The 17,837-nt window shown below is 68.4% G+C and carries 13 protein-coding genes; 11 read left to right on the top strand and 2 right to left on the bottom strand.

What is annotated here, in order from left to right; all coding sequences use genetic code 11:
• Window positions 1–118: 118 nt before the first annotated feature.
• Complete coding sequence (locus E6R60_RS35530) at window positions 119–2,494, bottom strand: transglycosylase domain-containing protein (RefSeq protein ID WP_240802813.1); 2,376 nt, start codon at window positions 2,492–2,494, stop codon at window positions 119–121.
• 99 nt (window positions 2,495–2,593) lie between these two features.
• Here E6R60_RS35530 and E6R60_RS37680 point away from each other — a divergent pair, with 99 nt between their 5' ends.
• From E6R60_RS37680 to E6R60_RS35515, 4 genes are all read left to right on the top strand, one after another.
• Window positions 2,594–2,731: a hypothetical protein gene (locus E6R60_RS37680; protein ID WP_240802812.1), complete on the top strand. Its 138-nt coding sequence runs from the start codon at window positions 2,594–2,596 to the stop codon at window positions 2,729–2,731.
• Between the two features lie 521 nt (window positions 2,732–3,252).
• Entirely contained in the window at window positions 3,253–3,954 is a 702-nt protein-coding gene (locus E6R60_RS35525; RefSeq protein ID WP_136330865.1) for a PadR family transcriptional regulator, read from the top strand.
• Between the two features lie 61 nt (window positions 3,955–4,015).
• Complete coding sequence (locus E6R60_RS35520) at window positions 4,016–5,098, top strand: inositol-3-phosphate synthase (protein WP_136330864.1); 1,083 nt, start codon at window positions 4,016–4,018, stop codon at window positions 5,096–5,098.
• 190 nt (window positions 5,099–5,288) lie between these two features.
• Window positions 5,289–6,548, top strand: a complete 1,260-nt coding sequence (locus tag E6R60_RS35515; RefSeq protein ID WP_136330863.1) for an MFS transporter — start codon at window positions 5,289–5,291, stop codon at window positions 6,546–6,548.
• Between the two features lie 105 nt (window positions 6,549–6,653).
• Here E6R60_RS35515 and E6R60_RS35510 read toward each other — a convergent pair whose 3' ends face one another.
• Window positions 6,654–8,096, bottom strand: a complete 1,443-nt coding sequence (locus E6R60_RS35510) for a CCA tRNA nucleotidyltransferase (protein WP_136330862.1) — start codon at window positions 8,094–8,096, stop codon at window positions 6,654–6,656.
• Window positions 8,097–8,277: 181 nt separating this feature from the next.
• Between E6R60_RS35510 and E6R60_RS35505 the strand changes: the two genes are divergently transcribed.
• The 7 genes from E6R60_RS35505 (at window position 8,278) to trxA (ending at window position 17,808) form a co-directional block, all read left to right on the top strand.
• Entirely contained in the window at window positions 8,278–10,575 is a 2,298-nt protein-coding gene (locus tag E6R60_RS35505; RefSeq protein WP_136330861.1) for a DUF6049 family protein, read from the top strand.
• A gap of 49 nt (window positions 10,576–10,624) precedes the next feature.
• Window positions 10,625–12,784 carry a murein biosynthesis integral membrane protein MurJ gene (gene murJ / locus E6R60_RS35500; protein WP_136330860.1) on the top strand — a complete coding sequence of 720 codons (2,160 nt, stop codon included), beginning with the start codon at window positions 10,625–10,627 and terminating at the stop codon, window positions 12,782–12,784.
• Between the two features lie 128 nt (window positions 12,785–12,912).
• The gene (locus E6R60_RS35495; RefSeq protein WP_136330859.1) at window positions 12,913–14,628 is read left to right on the top strand and encodes a protein kinase family protein; all 1,716 of its coding nucleotides are present in this window, start codon (window positions 12,913–12,915) and stop codon (window positions 14,626–14,628) included.
• 72 nt (window positions 14,629–14,700) lie between these two features.
• Window positions 14,701–15,405 carry an RNA polymerase sigma factor SigM gene (gene sigM / locus E6R60_RS35490; RefSeq protein WP_136330858.1) on the top strand — a complete coding sequence of 235 codons (705 nt, stop codon included), beginning with the start codon at window positions 14,701–14,703 and terminating at the stop codon, window positions 15,403–15,405.
• Window positions 15,402–16,340 carry a hypothetical protein gene (locus tag E6R60_RS35485; RefSeq protein ID WP_136330857.1) on the top strand — a complete coding sequence of 313 codons (939 nt, stop codon included), beginning with the start codon at window positions 15,402–15,404 and terminating at the stop codon, window positions 16,338–16,340. The genes sigM and E6R60_RS35485 overlap by 4 nt, the downstream gene beginning before the upstream one ends.
• A gap of 133 nt (window positions 16,341–16,473) precedes the next feature.
• Window positions 16,474–17,436 (top strand): thioredoxin-disulfide reductase, encoded by a 963-nt coding sequence (trxB, locus tag E6R60_RS35480; protein WP_136330856.1) that lies wholly within the window; start codon window positions 16,474–16,476, stop codon window positions 17,434–17,436.
• A 42-nt stretch (window positions 17,437–17,478) separates the two neighbouring features.
• Window positions 17,479–17,808 (top strand): thioredoxin, encoded by a 330-nt coding sequence (gene trxA, locus E6R60_RS35475; RefSeq protein WP_136330855.1) that lies wholly within the window; start codon window positions 17,479–17,481, stop codon window positions 17,806–17,808.
• Window positions 17,809–17,837 lie beyond the last annotated feature (29 nt).

Genomic DNA, 17,837 nt, shown 5'->3' with positions numbered 1-17,837 from the left:
CGTACCGGACTGTGGAATCAACGAGGGCCGCCGCACCCAGGGGTGCCGCGGCCCTCGTCATACTGCTCGGTTCCCCGCGCCCGGCCTGCCGGACGCGGGGAGTGCCGCCTGCCGGGCGCTACCCGGCCGGGCCACCGAAGACGTTGCCGTTCCCGTTGCCGTTGCCGCCCGTGTCGGGTGACGGGCTGACGCCCCCGTCGGTCTCGCCGCCGTCCGTGGTCCCGGTGGTGGTCCCGGCGTCGGTGCCGCTGGTCCCGCCGTCGGTCGTCCCCGCGTCGGCGCCCCCGTCGGTCCAGCCGTTGGCATTGCCGCCGCCGTTGCTCTGGCAGTTCATGTCCCACGCGCCGCAGGTCGTCTGGGACGGCTCCGGTGTCGGAGTCACGGGCGTGGGCGTCGGCTTGACCGTCTCCGACTCGGTCGGTGTCGGTGTGGGCGTCGGCGTGGGCGTCGGCGTGGGGCTCTTGGCGCCACCGCCGTAGACCTTCTCACCGATCGGCTCGGGCTTGGGGAAGGACAGCTTCTCCTGGCCCTCCAGTGCCTCGGCCATGTAGTCGTGCCAGATGTGGGCGGGGAACGACGCGCCGTGGATCGACTTCTCGCCGCCGGTGCCGTACATCTTCTCGAACTTGCGGTCCTTGTTCTTCTCGTTGTCGTCCAGCCTGTACATGCTGATCGCGGTCGACAACTGCGGGGTGTAACCCACGAACCAGGCGGACAGGTTGTCGTCCGTCGTACCCGTCTTGCCCGCGACGTCCCGCCCGGGAAGCCTGGCGGGCGTGCCGGTCCCCTTGTCGACGACGTTCTTGAGGACGTCGGTGACGTTGTCGGCGATGGCGTTGGAGAAGGCGCTCTTGGCGACCACCTTGTGCTGGTAGATCACCTCGCCGCGCTTCTTCACCTCGGTCACCGAGAACGGTTCACGCTGCTGGCCGCTGGCCGCGAAGGTGGCGTACGCCCCGGCCATGCGGGTCGCGCTCGGTGAGGAGGTGCCGATGGAGAACGACGGCACGGTCGCGTTCGCCATGTACTGGTCGTCCTTCAGGCCGGCGGCGAGGGCCACGGCCTTCACCTTGTCGGTGCCGACGTCCATACCCAGCTGGACATAGGGCGAGTTGGCGGACACCCGCATCGCCTCGCGAAGGGTGACCGGGCCCAACGACTCCCCTCCGTCGTTGACCTGGAGCCATTCCTTGCCGTTCTCGTCGGTCCAGACGTCGCCGTTGTACTTCTTGATCTTCAACTCGTTGGCGCCGTTGTAGATGCTCTTCGGCGAGACCTTCGTCCGCTGCGACTCGTCCTGCACGGCACCCCCCGAGGGGTCCCGCTTGCCGTACTCCATCGCGGCCGCCAGCACGAACGGCTTGAAGGTCGACCCGACCGCGGCACCGGTCGGGTCGGCGTTGCTGGTGTAGTGCTTCGTCGCGTCCTGACCGCCGTAGATCGCCTCGATGGCACCGGTCTTCGGATTCACCGACGAGCCGCCGAACTGGACGTGGGTGTCCTTGGTGGGGCGCTTCTTGACGTCGATGTTCTTGTCGTAGACCTTCTTGACGGCCTTGCTGAGCTGATCGACCTTCTTCTTGTCGAAGGTCGTGTGGATCTCGTAACCGCCCTGGTCGAGCTGGTCGCGCGTGACCTTGGTGTTGTTGAGGAAGTTGGACCTGGCCGTCGTGACCAGATAGCCGATCTGACCGCCCAGCTGAGCGTCCTTCTTCGGCTTCAGAGGCATCGGGAACGTCTGGTACTTGTCGCGCTCCGACTGCTCAAGCCGCCCGTCCTTCACCTCCTCGTCGAGGATCCACTTCCAGCGCTTGACCGCCCGCGCCGTGTTCTTCTCCGGGGTCGCCTGCACCGAGTCGACCTCCGTGGCACCCGCGGGGTCGTAGTAGCTGGCTCCCTTGAGCAGGCTGGCCAGGAAGGCACACTGGCTCGGATCGAGGTCCTTGGCGTCCTTGCCGTAGTACGTACGCGCCGCCGCCTGGATACCGGAGGCGCCGCGTCCGTAGTACGAGACGTTGAGGTACCCCGCCATGATGTCTTTCTTGTCCATCTCGCTGCCGACCTTCAGCGTGATGAAGAGCTCTTCGAACTTGCGGCTCAGCGTCTGTTCCTGCGAGAGCCGGGAGTTCTTCACGTACTGCTGGGTGATCGTCGAGCCACCCTGGGTCTCGCCGCCCTTGGCCATGTTGAACACCGCCCGGGCGATACCCATGGGGTCGATGCCGTGGTCGGTGTCGAAGCTCTTGTTCTCCGCGGAGATGACGGCGTTGCGCATGGCTTCGGGGATCTGGGCGTAGTCGATGATCTGACGGTTGACAGCACCGCCGGTGGCCACCATCTGCGAGCCGTCTTTCCAGAAGTAGACGTTGTTCTCCGCCTTCGCGGCCGCCTGGACCTCCGGTTTGGCGACCATCGCGTACGCCAGGCCGGCGAGCCCCATCAACAGGCCGAGAAAGCCCACACACAGGCCGGAGACCAGCTTCCACGACGGCATCCAGCGCCGCAGGCCGTGCCTGCCGGCGCGCGGGTAGTCGATGAAGCGCTTCTTGGCCGGTGGCTGACTGCCACGTCCCCGCCCGCGGCCCGGGCCCTCATGGCCTCCGTCCCCACCTCCGCGACGGCGGCCACCACCACCGTCGGAGCCGCCACGGCCCCCGCCGCGCTGGGCGGCCCGTCGGGCCGCGGCACGCCCGCCGTACGGCGCATCCTCGCCGTACGAGGCGGAAGGTGATTCGGAGGTTACTCCGCGTGACGGTGCTGCGCGGCGTCCGGGGGACTGCTGGGCGGCTCGTCTGGCCGCGGCACGACCGCCACCTTGCGGTTGCGGCATCTTGCGACGGTGCTCGCTCATCGAACGACTACTCCTCGGGCAGGCGAGAACGCCTGGAAGCGGCAGTTGAGATCCGGTCCCCCGAATTACGGACCAGCCCGGCGACAGGCTCATCCGCAGTGCATCCGGTTAGTCCGCGACGACTGACGTGCTCGGACGTCACACGGTTCCCGGTGGTCTGCATGCCGCACAGACTACGCACGGTCAAAACCCTCCTGGAGCCGAACTTCACCTCAAATTACGCAAGTCGGTTGCTACGAATTGGCGATGTGACGCCGCTCACTAAGGCGCCCCTTGTCGCAGCCGCGAGTCCGATCTATCGTGCTGATGTATCGAGTCGATACATCAGCTCGGTACATCGACTCGGCACACCGGCTCGGCACAGGGCCACGTGAGAGCACGCGGAGAAGGAGGAGGCGAGGTTGAGCAGACGCTCAGGCATCCTCGAGTTCGCCGTCCTCGGGCTGCTCCGCGAGTCCCCGATGCACGGCTACGAGCTGCGCAAGCGCCTCAATACCTCGTTGGGGATCTTCCGCGCTTTCAGCTACGGAACCCTTTACCCCTGCCTCAAGACGCTGGTCGCCAACGGCTGGTTGATCGAGGAACCGGGGAACGCTCCGCCCGACCTTCCCGGCGCCGGCCGTGCGGTCGCCCCCGCCTCTTCACTGGCGGGGCGCCGCGCCAAGATCGTCTACCGGTTGACGGCAGAAGGTAAGGAGCACTTCGAGGAGCTGCTCTCGCACACCGGGCCCGACTCCTGGGAGGACGAGCACTTCGCTGCTCGGTTCGCCTTCTTCGGGCAGACGGAGCACGAGGTGCGGATGCGGGTGCTGGAAGGCCGTCGCAGCCGGCTGGAGGAGCGTCTCGAGAAGATGAGCGCCTCTCTGGCCCGCACCCGCGAGCGCCTCGACGACTACACACTTGAGCTGCAGCGACACGGCATGGAGTCCGTGGAGCGCGAAGTGCGCTGGCTGAACGAGCTCATCGAGAGCGAGCGGTCGGGACGGGATCAGCGACGATCCTCGCCCGAGGGCTCAGCTCAGCAGGACACCGCAGGAGAGCCGGACGGCCTGCCCCGGCGGGGTAACAACCCGCCGGATCCGTCCGGCGACACCGCCAAGTGAGGTTCCCGCAGTTCGGCGGGGCCTCATCAGGAACATCCATTACACACAGGGAGCAACCGGAATGGGTTCGGTTCGCGTAGCCATCGTCGGCGTGGGCAACTGCGCCGCCTCGCTGGTCCAGGGCGTCGAGTACTACAAGGACGCCGATCCGGCCGGCAAGGTGCCCGGTCTGATGCACGTCCAGTTCGGCGAGTACCACGTGCGGGACGTCGAGTTCGTCGCCGCCTTCGACGTCGACGCGAAGAAGGTCGGCCTCGACCTCTCGGACGCCATCGGCGCCAGCGAGAACAACACCATCAAGCTCTGCGACGTGCCGAGCGCCGGTGTGACCGTCCAGCGTGGCCACACCCACGACGGCCTGGGCAAGTACTACCGCGAGACCATCGAGGAGTCGACCGAGGCCCCGGTCGACATCGTCCAGATCCTCAAGGACCGCAAGGTCGACGTCCTCGTCTGCTACCTCCCCGTCGGTTCGGAGGTCGCTGCGAAGTTCTACGCGCAGTGCGCCATCGACGCCAAGGTCGCGTTCGTCAACGCCCTCCCGGTCTTCATCGCCGGCACCAAGGAGTGGGCGGACAAGTTCACCGAGGCCGGTGTCCCGATCGTCGGCGACGACATCAAGTCGCAGGTCGGCGCCACGATCACGCACCGCGTGATGGCGAAGCTCTTCGAGGACCGGGGCGTCGTCCTGGACCGCACGATGCAGCTGAACGTCGGCGGCAACATGGACTTCAAGAACATGCTCGAGCGTGAGCGCCTGGAGTCCAAGAAGATCTCGAAGACGCAGGCCGTCACCTCGCAGATCCGTGACCGCGAGCTCGGTGCGGACAACGTCCACATCGGCCCCTCGGACTACGTGGCCTGGCTGGACGACCGCAAGTGGGCGTACGTGCGCCTCGAGGGCCGTGCCTTCGGTGACGTTCCGCTGAACCTGGAGTACAAGCTCGAGGTCTGGGACTCCCCGAACTCGGCCGGTGTCATCATCGACGCCGTCCGCGCCGCGAAGATCGCCAAGGACCGCGGCATCGGCGGCCCGATCCTCTCCGCGTCCTCGTACTTCATGAAGTCCCCGCCGGTTCAGTACTTCGACGACGAGGCCCGTGAGAACGTCGAGAAGTTCATCCGCGGTGAGGTCTCCAACTGACCCACCTGACACGGTGGGGCGGCGCGGTGTGACGAGGAGCGGCAACGCTTCTCGATGGGAAGCCAACGCATCCTGATGAGGGCGGCAGCGCTTCCTGTCGGGGAGCGGCAACGCTTCCTGGCTCCCCGCACTGTTGAGGGTCCCCGGGCAATCCGCCCGGGGACCCTCAACGTATGTGACCCTTGCTCCCATGCCCGTCGTGCGTGACCTGCGCGTACTCCTGCGCCTGAGGAACTTCCGCCGCCTCCTGGCCGTGCGGGTCCTGTCCCAGTCCGCCGACGGCGTCTATCAGGTGGCTCTCGCGGCGCATGTCGTCTTCTCACCGGAGAAGCAGGCGTCGGCCGGCGCGATCGCCTCCGCGATGGCCGTACTCCTGCTGCCTTACTCGCTCATCGGCCCGTTCGCCGGTGTGCTCCTGGACCGCTGGCCGCGCCGTCAGGTCTTCCTCTACGGCAACCTCCTGCGCGCCGCGCTCAGCTGCTGCACGGCGCTCCTGATCCTCGGCTCCGCTCCCAACTGGCTCTTCTACGCCTCGGCGCTCTGCGTCACCGCCGTCAACCGCTTCGTCCTCGCCGGCCTCTCCGCCGCGTTGCCACGCGTCGTCGACCGGGATCTGCTGGTGCTGGCCAACTCGCTGTCACCGACCGCGGGCACCCTTGCCGCCACGGCGGGCGGCGGTCTCGCTTTCGCTGTGCGGCTGCTCTTCAAGGACTCCGACGCAGCGGCGGTACTCCTGGGCGCGGGGCTCTACCTGGCCTCGGCGCTCGCCTCCCTGAGCCTTGCTTCCGGCCTGCTGGGACCGGACCGGCGGGAGAACCACCTTCGCCTGCGGACCGCGCTGGCCACCACCGCGCGCGGCCTGCGTCACGGAGTGCGCCATCTGGCAGAGCGGAGGAACGCCGCCAGGGCCCTGGCCGCCATGACGGTGGTCCGCTTCTGTTACGGGGCACTGACGGTCATGCTCCTGATGCTGTGCCGGTACGCCTGGACCGACGACGAGTCCGACGGGCTGGCGCTGCTCGGTCTGGCGGTCGGGGTCTCCGGTGCGGGGTTCTTCGCGGCAGCGGTGCTGACTCCGTGGGCCGCGGGACGTCTGGGCGGGTTCCGCTGGATGATGGTGCTCGCCGCGATGGGCGCCGCACTGGTGCCGGCCCTGGGCCTCTGGTTCAGGCCGGCGCCCATGCTCATGGCAGCGTTCCTCCTGGGACTGGCCACTCAGGGAACGAAGATCGCGACGGACACCGTGGTCCAGACGGCCGTGGACGATTCATTCCGCGGCCGGATCTTCTCGCTCTACGACGTGCTGTTCAACGTGGCCTTTGTGGGCGCCGCCGCCACTTCCGCGCTGCTCCTGCCCGCCGATGGGCGCTCGGCGACGGTACTGCTCGGGGTAGCCCTGCTCTACGCCCTCGTAGCGACGATGCTTTTCCGGTGGAGCAGGAGCGACTGAGGGCGCTGTTTCACGTGAAACAGCGCCCTCCCGTTCTCCGCCGTTGGTCATGTTTCACGTGAAACATGACCAGCGGTCCTCCTGGCAGACCAGGCCTTCACGGCCTCAGCCCTGCGCCGCCCACCACTTCTTGAGCTCCGCCACCGCCGCGTCGTGCTCCATCGGCCCGTTCTCCAGGCGCAGTTCAAGCAGGAACGCGTAGGCCTGGCCGATGACGGGCCCCGGCCCGACGTCCAGGATCCGCATGATCTCGTTGCCGTCCAGGTCCGGCCTGATCGAATCCAGTTCCTCCTGGTCCTGCAACTGGGCGATGCGCTCCTCCAGCCCGTCGTAGGTCCGCGAGAGGGCACTGGCCTTGCGCTTGTTCCGTGTCGTGCAGTCCGAGCGGGTCAGCTTGTGCAGCCGCTCCAAAAGGGGTCCTGCATCACGTACGTAGCGGCGGACCGCCGAGTCGGTCCACTCCCCGTCGCCGTACCCGTGGAAACGCAGGTGCAGTTCCACCAGCTTCGCCACGTCCTTGACCATCTCGTTGGAGTACTTGAGCTCGGTCATGCGCTTCTTGACCATCTTGGCTCCCACCACCTCGTGGTGATGGAACGAGACCCGTCCGTCCTTCTCGAACCGCCGGGTCCTCGGCTTGCCGATGTCATGGAGGAGGGCGGCAAGGCGCAGAACGAGGTCCGGACCGTCCTGCTCCAGGTCGATCGCCTGCTCCAGGACCGTCAGGGAGTGCTCGTACACATCCTTGTGACGGTGATGCTCGTCACGTTCCAGTCGCAGCGCGGGCAGCTCGGGAAGGACCTGACCGGCCAGTCCCGAGTCGACGAGCAGTGCCAGGCCTTTTCGGGGATGCGACGAGAGCAGGAGCTTGTTGAGTTCCTCCCTCACCCTCTCGGCGGAGACGATCTCGATCCGGCCCGCCATCTCCGTCATCGCGGCGACGACGTCCGGAGCGACCTCGAAGTCCAGTTGTGCGGCAAAGCGCGCGGCCCTCAGCATGCGCAGGGGGTCGTCCGAGAAGGACTCCTCAGGCGTTCCGGGCGTGCGAAGAACTCGCTCCGCCAGGTCCTCGAGGCCCCCGTGCGGATCGATGAATTCCTTCTGCGGCAGCGCGACGGCCATCGCGTTCACCGTGAAATCCCGGCGGACCAGGTCTTCCTCGATGGAGTCACCGTAGGAAACCTCGGGCTTCCGCGAGGTCCTGTCGTACGCCTCGGAGCGGTATGTGGTGACTTCGATCTGGTAGCCGTCCTTCTGGGCGCCCACCGTGCCGAAGGCGATCCCGACCTCCCACACCGAGTCCGCCCAGGGCCTGACGATCTTCAGTACGTCCTCGGGGCGCGCGTCGGTCGTGAAGTCCAGATCGTTCCCCAGCCTGCCGAGGAGCGCGTCCCGGACCGAGCCGCCGACCAGGGCGAGACGGAATCCGGCATCCTGGAATCGGCGGGCGAGATCGTCGGCGACCGGGGAGACCCGCAGCAGTTCGCTGACTGCGCGGAGCTGCACCTGGGTCAGGGCGCTGGAGTTGTCTTCGTTGGCGTTCGGCACAACAGAAAAGGGTACGTGCCCGGACCGCCCGAGGCGTCACGGTTTCCGTTCAGCCTGCGAGACTCTCCCGATCATGTGGCGGACGCCCCGGCACTCGGTCCCGGCGCACCTCGTTACCATGCGGGGACGCAGCAACGGACGACGATCTACAGCAGCTGACGACGACGAGGGACGGGTACGCGTGGCCGAGGCGGCAGACAACCAGGGGATGAGTCCCTCTCCTGCCCGCCGGTGGCTGCGGCGCACAGCCGCCGCGCTTGCCGGGGCCCCGCTCGTCGCGGCTCTCCTGGCCGGGGTCGCCGCCCCGCAGGCTCAGGCCGACGGCGCGAGCAAGGTCCCTACGGGGTCCAGCACCGTCTCGGTCTCCCTGGACACCCTGACGCCGAGCGCCCCTGTGAAGGGGGACACGCTCACCGTCTCCGGCACCCTGACCAACAAGGGCAAGGAAGCCGTCACCGACGCGCAGGTCGACCTGCGCGTGGGCCCGCAGCTCTACGGCAGGACCTCGATCGACGCGGCCGCCCGGCGCACCGGATACGTTCCGGGGACGGACCCCTTTCCGGTCGGGGACAAGTACACGGTCAAGATCGACAAGCTTCCTTCGGGCATCAGCCGGGACTTCAGCCTTTCCGTGCCGGTCAGCAAGCTCGGACTCGGCGACGACGGCGTCTACCAGCTGGGCGTCTCGTTGTCGGGCCGGACAGCTCGGGCCCAGTACGACCACGTGCTCGGCATCAAGCGGACGTTTCTGCCCTGGCAGAACAAGGACAGTGACTCCAAGACCGGGATCAGCTACCTCTGGCCGCTGATCGCATCGGCGCATCTCACCGCGGAGACCGGCTCGGACGAGCAGCAGACCCCGGTGTTCGCCGACGACGACCTGGCCGCGGAGATCGCGCCGGGCGGTCGCCTCGAACGGATGGTGTCGCTCGGGAGCCAGTTGCCCGTGACCTGGGTCATCGACCCGGACCTGCTCGCCAGTGTCAACGCCATGACGCAGAGCTATCGCGTCAGGGAGGGTGACACCACGGTCGCCGGCACGAACCAGGCGGTGGCCAAGAAGTGGCTCAGCTCGGTGGAAGCGGCCGTGGGGGACGGCAAGGTCGTGGCACTGCCCTTCGGGGACCCCGATCTGGCCTCCATCGCTCACCGCGGCAAGAACGTGTCGGGCACGCTCAGCCACCTCCAGACGGCCAGTGAGGTCGCCGGAATGACGGTGGAGACCATCCTCCACAAGAAGCCGTCGACCGACTTCGCCTGGCCGGTCGACGGCGCGATCGACCCCTCCATCGTGGATGTCGCCACCTCGACCGGCGCCCACAACGTGATCGCCCGCAGCGACAGCCTGCAGGAGACCGCCGGCCTGGCCTACACGCCGACCGCAGCCCGGCCCATCGGCGGTGGCACCACCGCGGTGGTCTCCGACGCCCGGCTCTCGACGGCCTTCCAGGGAGACATGGCGAAGGCCGGAGACTCCACGCTCGCCGTGCAGAAGTTCCTCGCCCTCACGCTCGCCCTGTCCGAGCAGGACACGGACAAGGACCGGAGCGTCGTCGTGGCGCCCCAGCGCATGCCGACCATCGCCCAGGCCCAGTCGATGGCACGAGCCCTTCAAGCGCTCGACGACGGCCGTTGGACTCAGTCCCGGACCCTGATGCAGGCAGCGGCGGAGAAGCCCGACGCGGAGGCGACCACCACGGTCCCCCGGACGTCCCAGTACCCGAAGAAGCTGCGCAGCCAGGAGCTGCCCACTCAGGCCTTCCAGGACATCAAGTCCACCCAGGCCTCCCTCGACGACTTCCAGGTCATCCTCACCCAGCCCGAGCGGGTGGTGACCCCCTTCGGTAACGCCGTCAACCGGTCCATGTCGACGTCGTGGCGGGGGAAGCCCCTGGAGGCCCAGCAGTACCGGGACGCGGTGCGCACCTATCTCCAGGGCCTCATCAACGAGGTGCAGCTCATCTCGAAGTCGGATGTCACCCTGTCCGGCCGCAGCGCCACGATTCCCGTGACGGTGCAGAACAGACTGCTCCAGGACGTCGGTCACCTGGTGCTCCGGCTGAAGTCGGAGAACGCGACGCGTCTCGAGCTGAACGACGGCGGCGGCGTGGCGGAGCAGCCGATCCAGATCGGCGCCGGCCACAGCCAGTCCGTGAAATTCGACGCCGCGGCCAACATCAACGGTCAGGTGCAGATGACCGCGCAGCTCTACACGGAGGACGGCAGGCCGTACGGTGCGGAGATGGCCTTCACCGTGAAGGTCTCCGAGCTCACCCCGACGGTGCTGCTCGTGATCGCCGGCGGACTTCTGCTCCTGGTGCTCGCCGGAATCCGGATGTATGCACATCGCAAGCGCGCCCACGCGCGCGGCGCGGCGGGCGACGACGGCAGTGAACCCGAGCAGCCGAGTGACCCGACACCGGACACCGGTCCCGAAAGCCCCGAGCCGTCGGGCACGGGTGAGAAAGTGGACCGTTGAGCGATGTCTGTCGTGGCCGGTCGGCCGGGGACGATGAGGTGGGGTTTCGATGAACGCGCCGTACGACGGTGACCGCGGTCAGGGTACGGGCGGAGCTGGGTATCCCGGCGGACCACCCGTGCCCGGTGAGCCGGAGCAGGGGGACCCGGCAGCGGACCCGTATCTGCAGGCGGCGTACGACTACGACCCCTACCGGTCGCAGGATCTCTCCGCCCAGGATCCGGTGAGCGAGGCGCTGTACGACCGCGCCGCGCACCCTCCGCCGCCCCCTGGCACCTACCAGCAGCCGCAGCCGCTCTATCAGCAGCCGCCGGCCGCGCAGTACCCACCCGACCCGCGGATCTGGGCACAGACCCCGCCCCCCGAGCCGGACGGCCCGTCGCGCCTTCTGCCGTACGGGGACGACGCCGCGACCACCCAGTTCGTGGGGGTGGACGACCTCGTCACCCAGGCGTCGACGAACCGCGAGGAGCCGGACGCCTTCGCGCACCTCTTCCGGGACCAGGAGGGCCCTGCGGGGCCCCCGGTCCCGGAGCGGCCGGAGCCCGCCCCTGCCCCCGCCCCGCCGAAGTCCGGCGGTGGGAGGGCGTCCAGTCTCCTGAAGTCCAGCGCGGTGATGGCGGCCGGCACCCTCGTCTCCCGCCTCACCGGGTTCGTGCGGAGCCTGGTGATCACAGCCGCGCTCGGTGCCGCCCTGCTCGGTGACAGTTTCACCATCGCGTACACGCTGCCGACGATGATCTACATCCTCACCGTGGGCGGCGGCCTCAACTCCGTCTTCGTGCCCCAGCTCGTCCGCTCGATGAAGGACGACGAAGACGGTGGTGAGGCCTATGCGAACCGGCTGCTGACCCTCGTGATGGTCGCGCTCGGCCTGATCGTCGCCGTAGCGGTCTTCGCCGCGCCCTTCCTCATCCGGCTGATGTCGTCGACGATCGCCGACGACCCCGCCGCCGACAACGTGGCCACCACCTTCGCCCGGTACTGCCTGCCCACCATCTTCTTCATGGGTGTGCACGTGGTCATGGGCCAGATCCTCAACGCCCGCGGGAAGTTCGGCGCGATGATGTGGACCCCGGTCCTCAACAACATCGTCATGATCGTCACGTTCGGCCTGTTCATCTGGGTCTACGGCACCTCGCACGAGTCCCACATGGGCGTCCAGACGATTCCGCCGGAGGGCGTCCGCCTCCTGGGCGTCGGCACCCTGCTCGGGCTCGTCGTCCAGGCGCTGGCCATGATCCCGTATCTGCGCGAGGCCGGATTCCGCTTCCGTCCGCGCTTCGACTGGCGGGGCCACGGGCTCGGCAAGACGGTGAAGCTGGCCAAGTGGACGGTGCTGTTCGTCTTCGCCAACCAGGCCGGTGTGCTGGTCGTCACCCAGCTCGCGACCTCCGCCGGCAAGGCGTCCGGCCAGAACGGGGCGGGCTTCCTCGCCTACTCCAACGCGCAGCTGATCTGGGGCATGCCGCAGGCGATCATCACCGTCTCGGTCATGGCCGCGCTGCTGCCGCGCATCTCCCGTGCCGCCCACGACAACGACCCGGGCGCGGTCCGTGACGACATCTCTCAGGGCTTGCGCAACTCGGCGGTGGCCATCGTGCCGGTCGCCTTCGCCTTCCTCGCCCTAGGCGTACCGATGTGCACCCTGCTCTACGCTTCCAGCGGTCCCGAGGCCGCCCGGTCCATGGGCTTCATCCTGATGGCCTTCGGCCTCGGCCTGATCCCCTATTCGGTGCAGTACGTGGTGCTGCGAGGGTTCTACGCGTACGAGGACACCCGGACGCCCTTCTACAACACCGTCATCGTCGCCCTGGTCAACGCCGCCGCCTCGGCCCTCTGCTACGTCGTGCTGCCTGCCCAGTGGGCCGTGGTCGGTATGGCCGCCTCCTACGGGCTCGCCTACGCCGTCGGAGTCGGTATCGCCTGGCGCCGGCTGCGCAACCGCCTGGGCGGCGACCTGGACGGCGCCCACGTGCTGCGTACCTACGCCCGGCTGTGTCTCGCGGCCATCCCGGCGGCAGTGATCGCCGGTGGAGTGGGGTTCGGTCTGCTCCACGTGCTCGGCGACGGCGCTTCGGGCTCGCTCCTGGCCCTGCTGTGCGGCGGGATCGTGCTGCTGGGAGTATTCGTTGTCGCGGCGAAGCGGATGCGGATCGAAGAGATCAACGGCATGGTCGGCATGATCAGGGGAAGGCTCGGCCGCTGAGCATCACCGGCCCGCACAACCATCGCCGGCCCCCGCGTGTCGTGCATGGTGCCGGAGTGTGGGCACAATTGGCGTGACTGTGCGGGGCTGGCTGGCATCGCCCAACGGATGGGGAGGCAGGAACGACGGTGGCGGAACGTAGCACGGCTGCCGTCGACGTGGCCGACAACAGTGGCGACAAGCCGCTGGCCGCGGAGGCGGACGAGGCCACGAGCGACGGCGCAGCAGAAGCGCAGGATGCAACGGGCGAACGCCCTCAGGACGCGGAGAACGAGCCGAAGGGCTCCGAAACCGCCCTGCCGGCCCCTGATCTGCACAGCGGTCACAAGCTTGCCGGACGCTACCGGCTCGAGGAGTGCGTCACCCGGCTGGACGGGTTCAGCAGTTGGCGCGCCGTCGACGAGAAGCTCCGCCGCGCGGTGGGCGTCCATCTCCTGCCCGCCGATCATCCGCGGGCTCGCTCCGTGCTGGCCGCGGCCCGCTCCTCCGCCCTGCTCGGCGACCCCCGCTTCGTGCAGGTCCTCGACGCGGTGGAGGAGAACGACCTCGTTTACGTCGTCCACGAATGGCTCCCGGACGCCACCGAGCTGACCGCCCTGCTGGGCGCGGGGCCGATGGAAGCCCACGACGCCTACCAGCTCGTCAGCCAGATCTCCCAGGCCATGGCGGCCGCACACCGCGAAGGGCTGGCTCACCTGCGGCTCACGCCCGGAGCGGTGCTGCGCAGTTCCTCGGGCCAGTACCGCATCCGCGGCCTCGCGGTGAACGCCGCGCTGCGGGGGATCACCTCCGACGGACCGCAGCGCGCCGACACGGAGGCGATCGGTGCTCTTCTGTACGCCGCGCTGACCCAGCGCTGGCCCTACGAGAGCGATGCCTACGGCCTCACCGGGCTGCCCAAGGGTGTGGGCCTGATCCCACCCGACCAGGTGCGGGCCGGAGTCCACCGCGGCCTCTCGGAGATCGCCATGCGGGCGCTCGCCAATGACGGAGCCACGGCCTCCCGTCAGGAACAGCCGTGCACCACTCCGGACGAGCTCGCCAAGGCCATCGCGGCGATGCCACGCATCCGTCCGCCCGAGCCGACGTTCACCGCACCACCCGAATACCAGCGGACCACGTACCAGCAGGGCACCTACGGACGCCCGGCCGGACCCGCGGCCGGCGTCACCCAGCCCGTCGTCGTCCCTCCCGCACCGCTCCAGAGCCGCACCGGGAAGGCCCTCAAATGGGCCGTGTCCGGGCTGCTCATCGCCGCGCTGGGTCTCGGCAGCTGGCAGCTGGCGGAAACGCTCCTCGACCGCGACAAGGGCTCCAGCGACCCGGGGACCACCCGGACCGACCCGCAGAACGGCGACAAGCCGAAGCCTCCCCCTGCTGTGCCCCTGAAGATCGCCGGTGCCGTGGAGTTCACTCCCATCGGCTCGAGCATCAGTCAGGAGGAGGTGCCGAACACCGTCGACGGCAAGCCGGGCACCTCGTGGATCACCCCGCGCTACGAGGGGTTCCCGAACTTCGGCAACCTCGCGCCCCGCAAGGACGGCAGCGGGATCGTCGTCGACCTGGGCAGCGTGCAGGATGTCTCCGGCATCGACGTCACCCTGTACCGCAGCGGGCAGAAGGCGGAGGTCCTGGCGGCCGCCGAGAGCGCTTCCGCGCCCTCATCCCTCTCCGACTTCCCGCAGCACCTCACCCAGCTGGGAACGGCGGGAAGCAATCTCAAGGAATCCCTCCCCAAACCGGTACGGACCCGCTACATCCTGATCCACATCACGGAGCTCCCGCTGGATGACACCGGCAGCGGCTACCGCGGAGGAATTTCGGAGATCTCCGTTCTCGGTTGATCGGCTCTCCCCCTGCCCCCCTGAACCGTGATAGACAGACGCACCTTGATTCGGAGAGGGAGGGAGGGGGAGGTGGCCGCCGAGCCGTCCGGACCACTCAGCGACTCAGACCTCCTCGCTCGCCACGTAGCCGGCGAACCGGACGCCTTCGGTGAGCTCGTGCGCCGTCATCGCGACCGCCTGTGGGCCGTGGCGTTGCGGACCCTGGGCGATCGCGAGGAAGCGGCCGATGCCGTACAGGACGCCCTGATCTCCGCCTTCCGCGCCGCCCATACCTTCCGCGGCCAGTCCGCCGTCACGACCTGGCTGCACCGCATCACGGTCAATGCCTGCCTCGACCGGGTCCGCAAGGCCTCCTCCCGGAAGACCGCACCGGTCGACGACCCGGAGCGGCTCGACCAGCTCATGGAGCCCCACGAATCCGCCGAAGCGCCGGCCGAACGTCAGGATCTTCAGCGCGAACTGCTCGCGGCCCTGGCCACGCTCCCGGCCGAGCAGCGCGCTGCCCTGGTCCTCGTCGACATGCAGGGGTACCCGGTGGCGGAGGCAGCCCGCATCCTTGACGTGCCGGTGGGCACCGTGAAAAGCCGCTGCGCGCGGGGACGCGCCAGGCTGGCCCCGCGGCTCACTCATCTCCGCAGCGGGAACGGCGAGAACGAGCAGCCGGAGGCGCAAGGGAACCGGACGCCCAGAGCATCCGTCCCACCGGCGGCGGGACCAAGAGACGTGGGCACGAGTGACCCAGCGGCAGCGAAGGGCGGAGGTGGACACGCATGACATCGACGACGGATACGACCCAGCACCCGGACGTCTCGGAGATCTCCGACCTCACCGAGGGCCTGCTCTCCCCCTCCCGAGCCGAGGATGTCCGGGGACACGTGGCCCGCTGTGAGCTGTGTGCGGCTGTTCTCTCCTCGCTGGAGGAGATTCGCGGGCTCCTCGGCACCTTGCCCCCCGCTCCGGCCATGCCCGCCGATGTCGTGGACCGCATAGGCGCCGCGCTTGCCGACGAGGCGCGAGCGCTCGCCCCCACTACTACGCCGACCGCCGCGACCCACGTTTCACGTGAAACGGAGTCGCCTGCCGCCGGCGCGGGCCTCGCAGGCCGCCCCGCAGGCCACTCACGCGCCGCCACAGGCCCCGGCCGCCGTGCCGTCGGCCGACGACGCCGCAACGCGGTGATCGGCGCGGCACTCGGCGCCGCCGTGCTCAGCGTCAGTGTGCTGCTTCTCCAGAACCTCACCCTCTCCCAGAGCTCCGACGGGCTCAAAGCTGCCGACCAAGGCGTCAGCTCCTCCGGAGACGGTGGGAGGGACTTCTCCCAGTCCACACTCGAAGGCCGCGTCCACAGCCTCCTGAGCGCGAACGACGACGCGCCGAGCGCACCCGATTCCTCGGGTAAGGAGGCTCCGTCGGTCGACACCAAGTCCTCACCGGAGGGCGAGTCCGACGGCTCCGTCTCACCCCAGAACCCGCTCCGCGCTTCGGGCGTGACAGTCCCCTCGTGTGTGGAGCAGGGAATCGGCCGGAACACCGCCGCCCTCGCCCTGGAGCGTGGCACCTACGAAGGTGCCGATGCGTTTCTCGTCGTGCTGCCGCACCCCACGGACTCCGCCAGGGTCCAGGCCTATGTCGTCGATGCGTCATGTGTCGGTGCCGAGCCTCCGGCCAAGGGGAAGCTCCTGCTGACGCACGTCTACGCGCGCCCCTGAGAATCAGGCCGGATGCCGCCCCGGCACGTCGGGAATGCATCCCCCGTAGGATCCGTTGGGTGGGGTGAGAGTCGTTGAACCGACCCCAGTAGGCGTGGACAGTAGGCAGTCTGCAGAGACGAGGAAGAAACCCGTGAGCGACGTGCGTAATGTGATCATCATCGGCTCCGGCCCTGCGGGCTACACAGCCGCCCTGTACACGGCGCGCGCCTCGCTGAAGCCGCTGGTGTTCGAGGGCGCCGTCACCGCCGGTGGCGCACTGATGAACACCACCGACGTGGAGAACTTCCCCGGTTTCCAGGACGGGATCATGGGCCCCGAGCTCATGGACAACATGCGCGCCCAGGCCGAGCGCTTCGGCGCCGAGCTCGTTCCTGACGACGTCATCTCCGTCGACCTCACCGGTGACATCAAGACGGTCACCGACACCGCCGGCACGGTGCACCACGCCAAGGCCGTCATCGTCACCACCGGCTCTCAGCACCGCAAGCTCGGCCTGCCCAACGAGGACGCGCTCTCCGGTCGTGGCGTCTCCTGGTGCGCGACCTGTGACGGCTTCTTCTTCAAGGACCAGGACATCGCCGTGGTCGGCGGTGGCGACACCGCGATGGAAGAGGCCACGTTCCTCTCCCGTTTCGCCAAGTCGGTCACCATCGTCCACCGGCGTGATTCCCTGCGCGCCTCCAAGACGATGCAGGATCGCGCGTTCGCCGACCCGAAGATCAAGTTCGCCTGGGACAGTGAGGTTGCCGGTGTGCACGGCGAGCAGAAGCTCTCCGGGCTCACCCTCCGCAACACGAAGACCGGTGAGACCTCCGAGCTCCCCGTGACCGGCCTCTTCATCGCCGTCGGCCACGACCCGCGCACGGAACTCTTCAAGGGTCAGCTCGACCTCGACGACGAGGGCTACCTCAAGGTCGCCGCCCCGTCGACGCGCACCAACCTCGCCGGTGTCTTCGGAGCAGGCGACGTCGTCGACCACACCTACCGGCAGGCCATCACCGCTGCCGGCACCGGATGCTCCGCCGCTCTCGACGCCGAGCGCTTCCTGGCCGCGCTCGAGGACGAAGAGAAGGCCTCCGCAGCCACCGTCTGATCCACGCCCCACCCCACACCCCGCGAAGTTAAGGAGGCCGCCGTGGCCGGCGCCCTGAAAGATGTGACCGACGCCTCGTTCGACGAGGTCGTCCTGAAGAGCGACAAGCCCGTACTGGTGGACTTCTGGGCCGCCTGGTGCGGCCCGTGCCGCCAGATCGCCCCCTCCCTGGAGGCGATCGCGGCCGAGCACGGCGAGATCGAGATCGTCAAGCTCAACATCGACGAGAACCCGGCCACTGCTGCCAAGTACGGCGTCATGTCCATCCCGACGCTGAACGTCTACCAGGGTGGCGAGGTCGCCAAGACGATCGTCGGGGCCAAGCCGAAGGCCGCGATCCTCCGCGACCTCGAGGGCTTCATCGCTGAGTAAGGCAGAACCGCAGCACCGTTGTTTCACGT

Origin of the sequence: Streptomyces sp. A0642 (assembly GCF_004795105.1) — a bacterium.
GTDB lineage: Bacteria > Actinomycetota > Actinomycetes > Streptomycetales > Streptomycetaceae > Streptomyces.
The sequence above is the reverse complement of the archived record's forward strand: the minus strand, read 5'-3'. Positions and strand labels throughout refer to the sequence as shown.